Annotated in this window: 13 protein-coding genes and 1 tRNA gene; 9 read left to right on the top strand and 5 right to left on the bottom strand. The window is 70.8% G+C overall.

The genetic code is table 11. The features are described 5' to 3' along the window. Positions 1-42 precede the first annotated feature (42 nt). Together ACS3YM_RS18720 and ACS3YM_RS18715 are read left to right on the top strand one after the other, a co-directional pair. Positions 43-945, top strand: coding sequence for a hypothetical protein (locus tag ACS3YM_RS18720; RefSeq protein ID WP_439937946.1), 903 nt, complete (start codon positions 43-45; stop codon positions 943-945). Positions 946-1,020: 75 nt separating this feature from the next. Continuing rightward, positions 1,021-2,466 (top strand): hypothetical protein, encoded by a 1,446-nt coding sequence (locus ACS3YM_RS18715; protein ID WP_439937945.1) that lies wholly within the window; start codon positions 1,021-1,023, stop codon positions 2,464-2,466. A gap of 57 nt (positions 2,467-2,523) precedes the next feature. Here ACS3YM_RS18715 and ACS3YM_RS18710 read toward each other — a convergent pair whose 3' ends face one another. Genes ACS3YM_RS18710 through ACS3YM_RS18700 form a run of 3 tightly spaced genes read right to left on the bottom strand, consistent with a single transcriptional unit; the run spans position 2,524 to position 4,556 of the window. Beyond that, on the bottom strand, positions 2,524-3,048 hold the full coding sequence (locus ACS3YM_RS18710; protein WP_439937944.1) for a 2'-5' RNA ligase family protein: 525 nt from the start codon (positions 3,046-3,048) through the stop codon (positions 2,524-2,526). Between the two features lie 16 nt (positions 3,049-3,064). After that, positions 3,065-3,733 (bottom strand): 3-oxoacid CoA-transferase subunit B, encoded by a 669-nt coding sequence (locus ACS3YM_RS18705; protein WP_439937943.1) that lies wholly within the window; start codon positions 3,731-3,733, stop codon positions 3,065-3,067. Between the two features lies 1 nt (position 3,734). After that, a complete protein-coding gene (locus ACS3YM_RS18700) occupies positions 3,735-4,556 on the bottom strand; it encodes a CoA transferase subunit A (RefSeq protein ID WP_439937942.1) in 822 nt (273 codons plus the stop codon). Between the two features lie 97 nt (positions 4,557-4,653). Between ACS3YM_RS18700 and ACS3YM_RS18695 the strand changes: the two genes are divergently transcribed. Together ACS3YM_RS18695 and ACS3YM_RS18690 are read left to right on the top strand one after the other, a co-directional pair. Further along, a complete protein-coding gene (locus ACS3YM_RS18695) occupies positions 4,654-5,658 on the top strand; it encodes an ArsA family ATPase (protein WP_439937940.1) in 1,005 nt (334 codons plus the stop codon). Beyond that, complete coding sequence (locus ACS3YM_RS18690) at positions 5,655-6,800, top strand: ArsA family ATPase (protein ID WP_439937939.1); 1,146 nt, start codon at positions 5,655-5,657, stop codon at positions 6,798-6,800. The genes ACS3YM_RS18695 and ACS3YM_RS18690 overlap by 4 nt, the downstream gene beginning before the upstream one ends. A gap of 21 nt (positions 6,801-6,821) precedes the next feature. Here ACS3YM_RS18690 and ACS3YM_RS18685 read toward each other — a convergent pair whose 3' ends face one another. Beyond that, positions 6,822-7,109, bottom strand: coding sequence for a WhiB family transcriptional regulator (locus ACS3YM_RS18685; protein WP_439937938.1), 288 nt, complete (start codon positions 7,107-7,109; stop codon positions 6,822-6,824). A 197-nt stretch (positions 7,110-7,306) separates the two neighbouring features. Between ACS3YM_RS18685 and ACS3YM_RS18680 the strand changes: the two genes are divergently transcribed. After that, entirely contained in the window at positions 7,307-9,670 is a 2,364-nt protein-coding gene (locus ACS3YM_RS18680) for a transglycosylase domain-containing protein (RefSeq protein WP_439937937.1), read from the top strand. Between the two features lie 6 nt (positions 9,671-9,676). Here the strand turns inward: ACS3YM_RS18680 and ACS3YM_RS18675 are convergent, their stop codons facing one another. Continuing rightward, positions 9,677-10,135, bottom strand: a complete 459-nt coding sequence (locus ACS3YM_RS18675; RefSeq protein WP_439937936.1) for a GatB/YqeY domain-containing protein — start codon at positions 10,133-10,135, stop codon at positions 9,677-9,679. Positions 10,136-10,161: 26 nt separating this feature from the next. Between ACS3YM_RS18675 and ACS3YM_RS18670 the strand changes: the two genes are divergently transcribed. From ACS3YM_RS18670 to ACS3YM_RS18655, 4 genes are all read left to right on the top strand, one after another. Then, complete coding sequence (locus ACS3YM_RS18670) at positions 10,162-11,094, top strand: metallophosphoesterase (protein WP_439937935.1); 933 nt, start codon at positions 10,162-10,164, stop codon at positions 11,092-11,094. 21 nt (positions 11,095-11,115) lie between these two features. Then, entirely contained in the window at positions 11,116-11,676 is a 561-nt protein-coding gene (locus ACS3YM_RS18665) for a dihydrofolate reductase family protein (protein WP_439937934.1), read from the top strand. Positions 11,677-11,686: 10 nt separating this feature from the next. Next, positions 11,687-12,316, top strand: a complete 630-nt coding sequence (locus ACS3YM_RS18660) for a dihydrofolate reductase family protein (protein ID WP_439937933.1) — start codon at positions 11,687-11,689, stop codon at positions 12,314-12,316. Between the two features lie 96 nt (positions 12,317-12,412). After that, a tRNA-Pro gene (locus tag ACS3YM_RS18655) sits at positions 12,413-12,486 on the top strand. The last annotated feature ends 243 nt before the right edge of the window (positions 12,487-12,729 follow it).

Genomic DNA, 12,729 nt, shown 5'->3' with positions numbered 1-12,729 from the left:
TTGTCTCCAGCCTGCCCGCCCCCCGCGATGGAAGGACCAGCGATGCCCCGCCCCGATCTCGCGACCCTGCGGCGCAGGCTGGAGGTCGGCCGGCTCCTCACGGGGTCGCTGCTCGAGACGCTCGTCAAGGCCTACGGCGCGGGGGCGGCCGTGAGTGTCGCGCTGAGCGACTCCGAGACGGTGGGCGGCAAGGCCCACGACGCCGTCGCCGCCGTGCCCAACCTGGCGGACCGTTACCACCAGGCGCAGTACGTCCTCGACCACCGCGAGCAGATCCAGGCGGCCGTCACCTACCTCAACGAGCACACCCTCCCGCAGGAGGAGCTGCAGCGGACGGCCGACGAGAGCGTGCGCACGCTCAGCTCCATCGAGACGACGTACGACGAGGTGGCTCGCGCGCGCGACGTGCTCGAGCTCGACGGGATCAGCGGCACCTTCTCCAACGTCCGCGACGCCATCGGGCACGTCGCCACCGCCTACGACGCACGGCCCGACCTCGACTCGATCCGGCAGCTGGCCGAGGTCGCCGACCAGGTCCGGCCGTTCGCCGACCAGGTGGACGTGCTGATCCCGGTCTACTACGGGAACTTCTTCACGCTGACGGACAACTTCGCGAGCGACGAGATCGCGTCGACCCTGGTGGTCATGGCGCTGGCGCTCGGGATCGCGCTCGTCCTCGGGCAGGCCGTCGGCTTCTGGGTGCGGCGCGGCCGGCCCGGCCTCCTCGCCCAGCTGTGGCAGGCCCTGGGGGCCCGCACCTTCCGCGACTGGTACGTCCGCAACCTGCCGTACGCCCTGAGCCCGCCGCTGTACGACGCGGCGCGCGAGCACCTGCAGCGCGAGATCGCGGTGGACCCGGAGGCGGCACTCGACGAGGGGACGCTGCGAGAGCTCGAGCAGTACTTCGCAACCAGGGCCGGGTCCACTCCTGAGGTTCGTCGCTGATCAGTTCGAAAACAGTTCTCCACAGATGTGTCCGTGCAGGTCAGAGTGTCGGTGGCATGCTCTAGCGTGGTCTCCATGTCCACCTCCCTCCACGACCTCGACGCAGCGGGGCTCCTGGCCGCCGCGACCGAGGCCGAGCAGGCGGCGCGACTGGCGGAGGTGCACAAGCTGCAGGTGTTGTCCGCCTGGGCGGCGGTGCACTCCACCGACCCGACCGAGGGCCCGGAGGGCCACGTCGCGCGGCGGGTCGGGAATGTGCTGCGGCAGGTGGGCGGGGAGGGCACACCCGGGGTGCAGGACTTCTGCTTGGGCGAGATCGCGCTGGCCCGCGGTGCCGGGGTGACCGCGACCCAGCACATGCTGGCCGACGTGCTGGACCTGCAGCACCGGCTCCCGCTGACCTGGGCGGTGTGCCGACGAGGTGAGGCCGAGGTGTGGGTCGCCCGCCGGGTCGCGAAGCTGTCGCGCCACCTCCCACTGACCAGGGTCGGGGTCGTGGACTCCGCGGTGTCGCGGATGATCGGCACCGAGGGCATCGGCCGGGTGCTGGAGGTCGCGGCCGCCAAGATCATCGAGGCCGACCCCGCCCTCCACGACGAGGCGTGCGAGGCCGAGCGGCAGCGCCGCTACGTGGGTCTGAGCCGCACCGACGAGCACGGCCTGCGCACCCTGTTCGCCCGTCTCGACGCCGGCGACGCCGTCGCGGTCGACGCGGTGGTGTCCCGGGTCGCGGAGATCCTCGAGCCGCTCCACCTCGACGAGCACCCCGAGGAGCTGCGCGCCATCGCCTTCGGGTGGCTGGCCCGCCCGGCCGAGCTGTTCACCCTGCTGCTCGAGCACACCACGTCCGAGGCCGAGCCCGTACCCGGACCCGAGCCCGACGAGCCCGACGAGCCCGTCGCCGCCCGTGCCTTGGCGTTCCCCGCCGACCTCCTCGACGCGCTGGGGAAGGTCGACCTCACACCCCTGGCACCCAAGGCCGTGCTGCACATCCACCTCCACGAAGCCGTCCTGCACGGAACCGAGGGCGTCGCCAGGGTCGAGGGCCTCGGGGCGGTGACCCTGACCCGGCTCGCGGAGCTCCTGGCTCGCACCAGCCTGAAGGTGCAGCCCGTCAAGGACCTCTCCGACAGGGTCCGGCTCACCGCCTACGAGCACCCCGAGTCGCTGCGCGACCAGGTCCACCTCGTCACCGGCGGCGACTACTGGCCCTGGGCCGGCTCCACCAGCCGCCACGTCGACCTCGACCACCCCACGCCGTACGACCACGGCGACGACGAGCGAGATCCCCCGCCGGACCAGACCGGCTCCCACAACTCCGGCCCCCTCGGCCGGCAACACCACCGCTGGAAGACCCACGCGGGCTACCAGTCACGCCAGTGCGGCGAAGGCCGCTACGTCTGGCTCACCCCACACGGCCTCGGGTTCCTCGTCGACCACACCGGCACCCACCGCATCCACCCCGAGAAGGCCCGGATGATCCTCGACGCGCCGCCCGGCGTCGACCTCTACCCGATGTAACCGGGAGCCTGGTTCTAGGTCTCAAGCGGCGAAAGAACGCACCCGGAGCGAAGTTCTTCAAGGAATGTGTGGCAGCGCCCAGGTCCTCCCGGTCCCGCTGTCCACGAGGGCGGCTCGGTTGACACGCACGGTCATGGGGAGCACGTCCGCGACCGCCTTCACCACGGTCGGGAGCCTGGCGCCCTGGACGCGGGTGGCCACCGAGACGTGCGGCACCCACCGACCGGATCTGTAGCTGCGATGCAGCTCGCAACCCCTGGACTCCAGTGCCGTGGCGATGCGCCACTGGCGCAACGCCGTGTCAGCGGAGATCGCCGGAGCCAGCGCTGCGCGGCCGCGCGGGAAGGCGATCGTCCCGTGGAACGACATCCCGAACGGCTCGGCAGGTGGGAGCGAGGCGAGCGTCTCCTGCACCTCCGCGAGGTCCCACGTGCGGAGCACGACGTACGACAGGTGCGGGTGGTGGCGGCGGTGGGTGTGCGTCGCCAGCGTGGAGACGCCCGCGTCCTCCAGGCGTGACCAGAGGTCGCGGACCAGTCGGTCCGACCTGTCGTCGAAGAGCAGGCAGACAGCGAGGGCCACGCCCCCATCATCGCCCTCAGACCAGCTCGGGCTGGGTCTTCTCCCGCACCTCGTCCTCGGTGACACCGGGGGCGAGCTCGACCAGCTTGAGGGCCCGGTCGCCGAGGGTGCCGGACGGGGCGACCTCACCGGTGGCGGGGTCGATCACGTCAATCACCGCGAGGTCGGTGATGATCCGTTGCACGACGCGCTTGCCGGTGTAGGGCAGGTCGCACTCGTCGAGGATCTTCAGCGAGCCGTCCTTGGCGGTGTGCTCCATCAGCACGATGACCCGCTTGGCGCCGTGGACCAGGTCCATCGCGCCTCCCATGCCCTTGACCATCTTCCCCGGGATCATCCAGTTCGCGATGTCACCGGCCGCCGACACCTGCATCGCGCCCAGGATCGCCGCGTCGATCTTGCCGCCGCGGATCATCCCGAACGACTGCGCGGAGTCGAAGAACGACGCGCCCTTGCGCAGCGTCACCGTCTCCTTGCCCGCGTTGATGAGGTCGGGGTCCTCCTCGCCCTCGAAGGGGTACGCCCCCACGCCGAGGATGCCGTTCTCGCTCTGCAGCACCAGCTCCACGTCGTCGGCGACGTAGTTGGGCACCAGCGTCGGCAGCCCGATGCCCAGGTTGACGTAGGAGCCGTCCTTCAGCTCGCTCGCGGCACGGGCCGCCATCTCCTCACGCGTCCAGCTCATGTCAGCCTCCCAGTCCGTGCGTCGCGGCATCGTCGGCCGGAGGTGCCTCAGTGGGGCGCGGCCGGGTGGTCACCTTCTCGATCCTCTTGTCCGCGGCCTGCTCCGGGGTCAGCGCGACCACGCGCTGCACGTAGACGCCCGGGGTGTGGATGTCGTTGGGGTCGAGCTCGCCGGGCTCGACCAGCTCCTCGACCTCCGCGATCGTGACCCGCCCGCACATCGCGGCCAGCGGGTTGAAGTTGCGCGAGGACTGGCGATAGATCAGGTTGCCGTGGCGGTCGCCCTTCCAGGCCCGCACCAGCCCGAAGTCGGCCACGATGGCCTCCTCCAGGACGTACTCCTTCTCCCCCTCAGCCGTCGAGAAGACCTTCGTCTCCTTCGGCGGCGAGGCGACGATGACGTTGCCCTCGGCGTCGTACTTCCACGGCAGACCGCCCTCGGCGACCTGCGTGCCCACCCCGGTCGCGGTGTAGAAGCCCGGAATCCCCGAACCGCCCGCGCGCATCCGCTCGGCGAGCGTTCCCTGCGGCGTCAGCTCCACCTCGAGCTCACCGTGCAGGTACTGCCGGGCGAACTCCTTGTTCTCCCCCACGTAGGAGGAGATCATCCGCCGCAGCCGCTTCGCGAACAGCAGCCGGCCCAGGCCCCACTCGTCCACGCCACAGTTGTTGGAGACCGCCTCCAGGTCGGTGGTGCCGGCCTCGAGCACCGCCTCGATGAGGACCGACGGGATGCCGCACAGTCCGAAACCGCCGACCGCGAGGGTCGCTCCGTCCCAGATGTCGGCGACCGCTTCGGCTGCCGAGCTGACCACTTTGTCCATGCCCGGCACCCTAGCGGCCGTGTGAGCAGCGCCACTGTGTGGGCAGGGACCACAGTTCGCACGCCCGGATGTGCGCAGCGGCCCCTAGGCTGGTCGCGTGAGCGACTGGTCCAAGGTGCGCCTGCACGTGGTGACGGGCAAGGGCGGCACGGGCAAGTCGACCGTGGCCGCCGCCCTCGCGCTCGCCCTCGCCACCTCGGGGCGCAACGTGCTGCTGTGCGAGGTCGAGGGACGACAGGGCATCGCCCGGATGTTCGACGTCGACCCGCTGCCCTACGAGGAGCGCCGCATCGCCAAGGGCGCCCCGGACCACGACGGTCGTGCGGGCCAGGTGCACGCCCTGCACATCGACCCGGAGTCGGCGCTGCTGGAGTACCTCGCGATGTACTACAAGCTCGGTCGGGCCGGGAAGGCGTTGAGGAGCTTCGGGGTCATCGACTTCGCCACCACCATCGCGCCCGGGGTGCGCGACGTGCTGCTCACCGGCAAGGTCTACGAGGCGGTGCAGCGCCCGCGGGGCGGGCGCCACCACGACGCGATCACGTACGACGCGGTGGTGCTCGACGCGCCCCCGACAGGTCGGATCTGCCAGTTCCTCGGCGTCAACTCCGAGCTCGCCGGCCTCGCCAAGGTGGGGCCGATCAAGGGCCAGGCCGACAAGGTGATGGAGCTGCTGCGCTCACCACGCACCGCGGTGCACCTCGTCACGATCCTGGAGGAGATGCCTGTCCAGGAGACCTCCGACGGGATCGCCCAGCTCCGGGAGGCCGGCCTCCCGGTGGGCGGCATCGTCGTCAACCTGGTCCGGCCGCGGGCCCTCAGCCCGAGTGCGCTCGCCGAGGTGCGCACCGGCCAGGTCGATCCCACGACGATCGCTGCCGACCTGACCCGCGCGAAGGTCGACGTCGACGCCGCGCTGGTCACCTCGCTCGTCGACGAGGCGCGCGACCACGCCGTACGCCGTCAGCTCGAGGACGAGCAGCGCGAGCTGGTGGCCGCGGAGGGCCTGCCGACCTACGAGCTGCCCCGGATGCCCGGGGGCATCGACATGGGCGCCCTCCTCGACCTGGCCCAGCTCCTCCGCGAGCAGGGGATGGCATGAGCACCCACCGGAAGGCACCGGTCCTCGACGTCGACGCGCTGCTCGACGACCGCGGCACCGAGATCATCGTGTGCTGCGGCGCGGGCGGGGTCGGCAAGACCACGACCTCCGCCGCGCTGGCGCTGCGGGCGGCCGAGCGCGGTCGCAAGGTGGTGGTGCTGACCATCGACCCGGCGCGTCGGCTCGCGCAGTCGATGGGGATCGAGCGGCTCGACAACACGCCGCGGCCCGTGCAGGACGTCGACGAGACAGCGGGCGGCTCCCTCGACGCGATGATGCTCGACATGAAGCGCACCTTCGACGAGGTGGTCGAGTCACAGGCCAGCCCGGAGAAGGCCAGGCAGATCCTGGAGAACCCGTTCTACGTCGCGCTGTCGAGCTCGTTCGCGGGCACGCAGGAGTACATGGCGATGGAGAAGCTCGGGCAGCTGCACCGGCAGGCGCTCGCGGACGGCAGCCACGACCTGATCGTGGTGGACACCCCGCCGTCGCGATCGGCGCTCGACTTCCTCGACGCGCCCGAGCGGCTCTCCAGCTTCCTCGACGGGCGCTTCATCCGGCTCCTGCTCGCGCCGGCCCGCGGGCCGGCGCGGCTGATGACCGCCGGCGTCTCGGTGGTCACCAACGCGCTCACCAAGGTGCTCGGCGCGCAGATCCTGCGCGACATGCAGACCTTCGTCGCGGCCTTCGACACCCTCTTCGGCGGCTTCCGGCAGCGCGCGGAGCAGACCTTCGCGCTGCTGCAGGCCGACGGGACGGCGTTCGTCGTGGTGGCGGCACCCGAGCCCGACGCGCTGCGCGAGGCGGCGTACTTCGTGGACCGCCTCACCGACGACCACATGCCGCTGGCCGGGCTGGTCGTCAACCGCGCCAGCCCGTCCGCCCGGACGGAGCTCTCGGCCGAGGAGGCGATCACCGCCGCCGACCGGCTGCGGGCGAGCGACTCCTCGTCCCTGGCCGCCGGGCTGCTCCAGCTGCACGCCGACCGGATGCGCATCATCGAGCGCGAGGAAGACCTGCGCGACCGCTTCGTCGCCTCGCACCCTCAGGTGCCGACGGCCGTGGTCCCGGCGATGGCCGGCGACATCCACGACCTCGACGGCCTGCGGACGATCGGCGAGAAGCTCGCCGAGCAGCCCTAGCCCGAACCGGCTGGCCCCGACTCAGACGGAGACGGAGGGAGCCTCGACCTTGGTGCGCGCGGTCTCCAGAATGGAGCGCCACGACGAGCCCGGGCGGCGGCGGAGAAGCGCACGGCGCTCACGCTCGGTCATGCCGCCCCAGACACCCCACTCGATCTGGTTGTCCAGCGCCTCGGCGAGGCACTCGGTGCGCACGGGGCAACCCGCGCAGACCTGCTTCGCCTTGTTCTGCTCGGCGCCTCGCACGAAGAGCGCGTCCGGCGTCTCAGCCTTGCAAGCGGCGCGCGATGCCCAGTCCTCGACCCACATAGTCAATCCCCACGGTGTGTGTATCGAGCCGGTCGGCCGCCCCCATAGCGGCCATTCCCGACTCGAAGTGAAAAGTAAACGACTTCGCCCCGGTATAGACAGGGGCCAGGTGGCTCAAATCGCATAGTCCAATGTGACTATCTGCCTGCGCGAGTGGAATTGAGGGTGCTATGCCCTTTCCCCGTACTCTGGTGCCCATGTCTTCCCGCTCCGAGCGCTCCCAGGGGCGCCCCGACGCCGGCCGCGTGGCCTCACACCTCGCCGTGATGGCCGCCGTCGCGGTGGTCATGGGCGTCCTCACCGCCTGCCTCGCCATCCCGTTCGCGGGCCTGGTCGGCGTGGCGGCCAAGGACGTCAGCAAGGGGATGGTCAACCTCCCCGAGTCGCTCGAGGCCAAGGACCTCTCGCAGAAGACGCGCATCTACGACGTCAACGGCAACCTGATCGCCTCGCTCTACGACCAGAACCGGATCAACGTCCCCCTGCAGTCGATCTCGCGGCCGATGGTCAAGGCGATCGTCGCGATCGAGGACTACCGCTTCTACGACCACGGCGCGCTCGACCTCAAGGGCACGCTCCGCGCGTTCGTCACCAACCAGGCCAACGGCGGATCGGTCCAGGGTGGCTCCTCGATCACCCAGCAGATGGTGAAGCAGACGCTGCTCTACCAGGCCGAGACCGACGAGGAGCGCAAGGCCGCGACCGAGGAGACCTACGCCCGCAAGATCCGCGAGCTGCGCTACGCCATCGCGTTCGAGAAGAACCACACCAAGGACTGGATCCTCGAGCGCTACCTCAACATCGCCTACTTCGGCGACGGCGCCTTCGGCGTCCAGTCCGCGGCGCGACACTTCTTCTCCAAGAACGCCAAGGACCTCAACCTGCTCGAGGCGGCCACGCTCGCCGGGCTCGTGAAGAACCCCGTCGGCTACGACCCGATCGACAACCCCGAGCGGGCCGAGAGCCGCCGCAACGTCGTGCTCGACCGCCTCGCCCAGCTCGGCGTGCTGAGCGAGAAGAAGGCCGAGCGGCTGAAGGCCACGCCGCTCGAGGAGACGCTGAAGATCACGAACGACGCCAACGGCTGCCAGCAGTCGCAGGCCCCGTTCTTCTGCGACTACGTCGTCAACTGGCTGCTCAAGGACCCCGTCCTCGGCGACACCCCCAAGGAGCGTCGTACGACGCTGAAGAACGGTGGCCTCAACATCCAGACCACCATCGACCTCGACATGCAGAAGGCGGCCGACGAGGCCGTGTCCTCGCACGTCTTCCCCCAGGACCAGGCCATCGGCGGCCTGGCGATGGTCGAGCCCGGCACCGGTGACGTCCGCGCCCTGGCCCAGTCGCGCCCGATGGGCACGAACAAGAAGGCCGGCGAGACCTACCTCAACTACGTCGTGCCCAAGAAGTACGGCGACGCCAACGGCTTCCAGGCCGGGTCGACCTTCAAGGTCTTCGTCCTCGCCTCCGCGATCAACCAGGGCATCCCGCTGAGCACGACGATCAACTCGCCCGAGGAGATGCTCATCCCCGACGAGGAGTTCGAGAACTGCGACGGCCCCTACGCCGGCGACGGCAAGGGCTGGCCCGTCTCCAACTCCACCGGCTCGGGCACCTTCGACCTCTACTCGGGCACCCAGCAGTCGGTGAACACGTTCTTCGCCCAGCTCGAGACGCAGACCGGCATGTGCGAGCCGCTTCAGCTCGCCGAGGACATGGGCGTCAAGGTGCCGCTCGCGCAGAAGGTCCCCTCGTGGATCCTCGGCGTCAGCGACAGCAACCCGCTCGAGCTGGCCCAGGCCTACGCCACCTTCGCCGCGCGCGGGCTGCACTGCGACCCCCGTCCGGTCACCCGGGTGCTCGACGCGCAGGGCCAGCCCCTCAAGGAGTTCACCAGCCAGTGCGACCAGGTGATGCCGGGGGCCACCGCCGACGCGGTCAACAGCATCCTGCGCGGTGTCATGGAGCCCGGCGGCTTCGGACAGAACATCGCGATCGACAAGCCGTCCGCCGGCAAGACCGGCACCAACCAGAACAACATGTCGGTGTGGTTCGCCGGCTACACGCCGACCCTCTCGACCGTCGCCATGGTCGCGGGCGCCAACCAGCTCGGCCACTGGGTCAGCCTCAACGGCCAGACCGTCGGTGGCACCACCATCTACGAGGCGTTCGGCTCGACGGTCGCCGGCCCGATCTGGGGCGACGCGATGTCCGCCGTCTCGGCCAAGCTCCCCCCCGAGGACTTCCAGGCGCCCCCGGGCGACGAGATCGCCGGCGTGCTGACCAGCGTGCCCGACGTGGCCGGCCAGTCCGTCGAGGCCGCCACCCAGACCCTCGAGACGGCCGGCTTCACCGTCGCCGACGGGGGGCAGGTCAACTCCGAGGTCGGCGAGGGCCTCGTCGCCTACACCTCGCCGGGGGGCGGTACGTCCCTGAGCAGCGGTGACACGGTCACCCTCTACGTCTCGACCGGCTACGTGCCCCCACCGCCGACCACCACCGACGGCGGCGGCGGAGGCAAGGGCGGCAAGGGCAAGGGCCGCGGCAAGGGCCGCGGCTGAGGCCCCTCAGCCCAGCTGCTTGCGCACCTCGGCGGCCACCGCGCCGCCGTCCGCGCGACCCTTGACCTGCGGCGTCACCACGCCCATCACCTTGCCCATGGCGCGCATGCCCTCCTCGGCAGCGCCCGTCTGGGCGATGGCTGCGGTGACCAGGTCGGCGATCTCGGCCTCGGTGAGCGGGGTCGGGAGGTACTCGGCGATGACCTGGCCCTCGGCGGCCTCCTTGGCCGCCATCTCCGCGCGACCGCCCTCCTCGAAGGCGGTGGCAGCCTCACGTCGCCGCTTGGCCTCGGTCGACAGCACGCCGAGGACGTCGTCGTCGGAGAGCTCGCGGGCCACCTTGCCGGCGACCTCGGCGTTGGTGATGGCGGTCAGCACCATGCGCAGCGTCGAGGAGCGCAGCTCGTCACGCGCCTTGATGGCGGTGGTGAGGTCGGCGCGGAGACGGTCCTTCAGAGCACTCATGGGGCCCATTGTGGCAGCCTTGCCGAATGGCTCTCCTCCCGCTTCTCGGACGCACGCTGACCCTCGGCGCCCTCGCAGGAGCGGGACTGACGACGTACGCCGCCTGGGAGGCGCGGCAGTACACCCTGCGCCGGGTGACCGTGCCCGTGCTTCCCCCTGGGCGCGCGCCCGTGAAGGTGCTCCACCTCAGCGACATCCACATGGCTCCCGACCAGCACGCCAAGCAGGAGTGGCTGCGTGGGCTCGCGGCCCTCGAGCCCGACCTGGTGGTCAACACCGGTGACAACCTCGCGCACGCCCGGTCGGTGCCGGTGGTGGCCGACGCGCTCGGCGGCCTCCTCGACGTGCCGGGCGTCTACGTCCTGGGCTCGAACGACTACTACTCACCGGGCATGCGCAACCCGCTGCTCTACCTGCTCCCCGACACGGGCAAGCGCAACACCTTGACCCCGCAGCTGCCCTGGCCCGAGCTCAAGGACCGCTTCAACGCCGCGGGCTGGCTCGACCTCACCAACGGCTTCGGCTCGCTCACCGTCGGTGGCACGTCGATCGCCTTCGCCGGCGTCGACGACCCGCACCTCGGGTACGACGACCTGGAGCGGGTCGCGGGGCCGGCCGACCCTGCGGCCGACCTGCGCCTCGGCGTCACGCACGCGCCGTACCTCCGGGTCCTCGACCAGTTCGCCGGGGACGGCTACGACGCGATCATCGCCGGGCACACGCACGGCGGTCAGGTGTGCCTGCCCACGCTCGACGGGCGGGGTCGCGCGCTGACGACCAACTGCGACCTCGACCCGGCCCGGGCCAAGGGGCTGCACCGCCACCCCGCCGACTCCGAGCCCGGTGACGAAGGGTCTTCCTGGCTGCACGTCTCGGCGGGGCTGGGCACCAACCCCTACGTCCGCATCCGCGTGGCGTGCCGACCCGAGGCGACACTGATGACGCTGGTGCCGCGCTGAGCACCGTACGAAGGAGGAGTCGTGCCCGAGCTGATGATCGACGTCATCGTCTCGCTCGACGGGTGGACCGCGGCGGACGGGTGGCCCGGGCTGTGGGGCATGGGCGGTCCGGACTACTTCGCCTGGCTCGGTGAGCAGGAGGAGCACACCGTCCTGATGGGCGCCACGACCTACCGCCTCATGTCGGGGATGGCCGATGAGGAGCCCGAGGCGATCGCCGCCCTCGGAGAGATGTCGAAGGTCGTCTTCTCCTCGACCCTCACCGCGCCCCTCGAGTGGGCCAACAGCACGCTCGTGTGGACGGATGCGGTCGAGGCCGTCCGGGCCCTCAAGGAAGAGGGCCCCCTCCCCCTCCGGACGCTCGGGAGCCTGAAGCTCGGCCGGTCGCTGCTGGCTGCCGGGCTGGTCGATCGCCTGCGCGTGGTCGTCTTCCCGGTGATCAACGGCGCCACCGGGCGCGACCGCCTCTTCGACGGCTATCCCGACGTCCGGCTCGAGCTGCTGGAGAGCCGCACCTTCGACGGCCGGCTGCAGCTGCTCGACTACGTCCCGACCGTGCTCGACCACCCACCCCTCGGCTGAAGGAGCCCCCGTGCCACTGGTCCGCGTCCACAACTTCTCGATCTCCCTCGACGGCTTCGGCGCCGGCGAGCCGCAGTCCCTGGAGTCGCCCTTCGGGCACGCCGGCCAGAAGCTCCACCAGTGGATGATGGCCACGGACCACTGGAGGACCGGCGGCGGGGTCGGCGTCGACAACGCGTTCGCCGCACGCCACGACGCCGGGTTCGGCGCCGAGATCATGGGCGCCAACAAGTTCGGCCCGCCCGGCTGGCAGGACGACCCCGACTGGCAGGGCTGGTGGGGACCCAACCCGCCGTTCCACACCCCGACGTACGTCCTCACCCACCGGCCGCGCGAGCCGATCGAGATGGAGGGCGGCACCACCTTCCACTTCCTCAGCACGTCGCCCCAGGAGGCGCTCACCATCGCCCGTGAGGCCGCGGGCGACCTCGACGTACGCCTCGGGGGCGGGGCGAGCACGGTCCGCGACTTCGTCGCCGCCGGCCTCGTCGACCAGCTGCACCTCGTGCTGGTGCCGATCGTGCTCGGCCGGGGCACGCGGCTCTGGGACGGGCTCGAGGCGCTGGAGGACACCTACGACGTCGAGGCGGTCTCCTCGCCGAGCGGGGTCACCCACCTGACCCTGGTGCGGAAGGCCTGAGCCGCCCGTCCGCCGGGCCGGGGCGATTTCGGGAGGCCCCGATCGCTCCGGTATGCTCGCCCGCGTTGCCCGGCCGGTCTTCTCCGGTCAGGGCGGCGGGCTGTGGCGCAGCTTGGTAGCGCGCCTCGTTCGGGACGAGGAGGCCGCAGGTTCAAATCCTGTCAGCCCGACAGATCATGGAGGCCGGACCCACGCGAGTGGGTCCGGCCTTCGTCATGTGGTCGTTGGCCGGCCCCTGTCTCGCCCGCCTTCTCTAATCCCGCCTCCCCTGATCCCGCCTCCCCAGATGGAGTTCCACTCGCTCGAGTGGATCTCCAGGTCGTTCGAGGGCTGTCCACGCTCGGGCACGGATGAACTTCCACTCGTACGAGTGGAAGTGCAGGTGGCGCATCGGTCCGAGGTGATGTGGCACC

It is taken from the genome of Nocardioides sp. N13(2025), from assembly GCF_051912545.1.
Taxonomy (GTDB): Bacteria; Actinomycetota; Actinomycetes; order Propionibacteriales; family Nocardioidaceae; genus Nocardioides.
Note: the sequence above shows the minus strand (reverse complement) of the source record. Positions and strands in the feature narration are given on the sequence as shown.

What these genes read in the sequence shown, in the direction of transcription:
- ACS3YM_RS18720 (WP_439937946.1), top strand. Translation starts at nt 43, where the DNA reads ATGCCCCGCCCCGATCTCGCGACCCTGCGGCGCAGGCTGGAGGTCGGC.
- ACS3YM_RS18715 (WP_439937945.1), top strand. Translation starts at nt 1,021, where the DNA reads ATGTCCACCTCCCTCCACGACCTCGACGCAGCGGGGCTCCTGGCCGCC.
- ACS3YM_RS18705 (WP_439937943.1), bottom strand. Translation starts at nt 3,733, where the DNA reads ATGAGCTGGACGCGTGAGGAGATGGCGGCCCGTGCCGCGAGCGAGCTG.
- ACS3YM_RS18700 (WP_439937942.1), bottom strand. Translation starts at nt 4,556, where the DNA reads ATGGACAAAGTGGTCAGCTCGGCAGCCGAAGCGGTCGCCGACATCTGG.
- ACS3YM_RS18690 (WP_439937939.1), top strand. Translation starts at nt 5,655, where the DNA reads ATGAGCACCCACCGGAAGGCACCGGTCCTCGACGTCGACGCGCTGCTC.
- ACS3YM_RS18685 (WP_439937938.1), bottom strand. Translation starts at nt 7,109, where the DNA reads ATGTGGGTCGAGGACTGGGCATCGCGCGCCGCTTGCAAGGCTGAGACG.
- ACS3YM_RS18680 (WP_439937937.1), top strand. Translation starts at nt 7,307, where the DNA reads ATGTCTTCCCGCTCCGAGCGCTCCCAGGGGCGCCCCGACGCCGGCCGC.
- ACS3YM_RS18675 (WP_439937936.1), bottom strand. Translation starts at nt 10,135, where the DNA reads ATGAGTGCTCTGAAGGACCGTCTCCGCGCCGACCTCACCACCGCCATC.
- ACS3YM_RS18670 (WP_439937935.1), top strand. Translation starts at nt 10,162, where the DNA reads ATGGCTCTCCTCCCGCTTCTCGGACGCACGCTGACCCTCGGCGCCCTC.